At 72.1% G+C, this 1,347-nt stretch carries 3 protein-coding genes; all 3 read right to left on the bottom strand.

Annotation, left to right across the window (positions count from 1 at the left end; translation table 11 throughout):
- Window positions 1-308 (bottom strand): hypothetical protein (locus tag I59_RS14730; protein ID WP_031273906.1); only part of this gene is annotated, 308 nt, incomplete at its 3' end.
- Window positions 305-763: a hypothetical protein gene (locus I59_RS14725; RefSeq protein ID WP_022904525.1), complete on the bottom strand. Its 459-nt coding sequence runs from the start codon at window positions 761-763 to the stop codon at window positions 305-307. The genes I59_RS14725 and I59_RS14730, both read right to left, overlap by 4 nt.
- Complete coding sequence (locus I59_RS14720) at window positions 760-1,203, bottom strand: hypothetical protein (protein ID WP_022904524.1); 444 nt, start codon at window positions 1,201-1,203, stop codon at window positions 760-762. Before I59_RS14720 ends, I59_RS14725 begins: the two co-directional genes overlap by 4 nt.
- Window positions 1,204-1,347: the final 144 nt, after the last annotated feature.

Here is a 1,347-nt window from a genome sequence, read left to right as displayed (position 1 = left end):
CCGATGATCCGGACCGGACGCTGCAGCCGGGCCGAGCGGGCCGCGGCCTCGACCGACTGCGCGAGCGCGAACATGCCGCAGACCATCAGGCATCGTCCGATCACGTCCGCGATGTTCGGGACCCCGGTGGCGCCCGCCAGCACCGCGAGCACGTCGGGCTGGTTGATCGAGAGGCCGACGGCGACGAAGGCGCAGCAGACCGTCAGCCACGTCACACTCGCGGACTGCGTGCGGACGACCCAGAGCCGCGCGAGCAGCACCACGAGGACGGCCCACACCGGCAGCGATCCCCAGACGTGCAGCGTCACCGGAAGATCCCGGGCGCACGCTCGTCGGGGTCGAGCAGGCCGATGTGCAGCGCCAGCTCGTCGGCGACGAGCTCGACCGTCTGCTCGTGCGGCGTGTCGAGGGACCGGGTGAACGCCGTCCGGCCGGAGAGGAGCCCCGTCCACGCCTCGTGGTCGCAGCCGTGGTCGGCGAGGAAGACGTGGGCGAGCTCGTGCAGGACCGACGCCGTGCGTGACCGGTCGGACAGTCCCGTCCGGGTCTCGAGCAACGCGTGGTCCCGGCGCTGGATGAGCCGCGCCGAGAGGTCGCCTGGGAGGTCAGCCGTCCGGACCTCGATCCGCTTGCCGAGGGTCGCCTCCGCCCGCTCGACGAGCTGCGGGAGGGTCAGCCGCCGCGGCAGTCCGAGCTGCTGCACCCGCCGCCGGGCATCGGCCTGGAGCCGGAGGGTCGCCGCCCGGTCGCGCGCGGTGCTCACGACGTGACCCCCGGGCCGTCGAGCGCCCGCAGGTGCTCGGTGAACTCGCGGATCTCGTCCGCGGAGGCGAACTCGCCGAGCCGTCGGGTCGCGAACGCCACGACCTCGCGCTTGCGCAGCTCGAGCACGAGTTCGAGCTGCGCCTGCACCCGGGCCGGGACGTCGGTGCTGCCCGCGGCGTCGGTGAGGTACGCCGCCGGCACACCGAAGAACACCGCGAGGGCCTCGAGCAGTCGCCGATCACGGACGGCCGGCCCGTTCCCGCCGAGCATGTAGCCCCAGCGCGGTCGGCTCATCGACGCACCCTGCGCCTCGATCTCCGCCGCGATCTCCTTGTACGACGGCCGCTGCCCCGAGTTCGCCTCCACCACGTCCATGAGGAGCTGCAGTTTCCGCGACAGCTCGCGACGGTGAGCGTCGTCGTCCGTGTACTCGACCACGAAGTCCCCTCCCCATGCCTGTCTCAGACATGGTAAAACGGTCTCGGAAGGATCGACCGCTCGTTCTACCCTGCCACGGACGGCCGGTCCTGTCAGGTCGGCATTTCGTGGGGGGATGCCGAGCCGACCACCGGACGGACGGGA

Origin of the sequence: Curtobacterium sp. B8 (assembly GCF_000333315.1) — a bacterium.
In the GTDB taxonomy this organism is placed as follows: Bacteria; Actinomycetota; Actinomycetes; order Actinomycetales; family Microbacteriaceae; genus Curtobacterium; species Curtobacterium luteum.
This window is presented reverse-complemented; position numbering and strand designations above follow the sequence as displayed.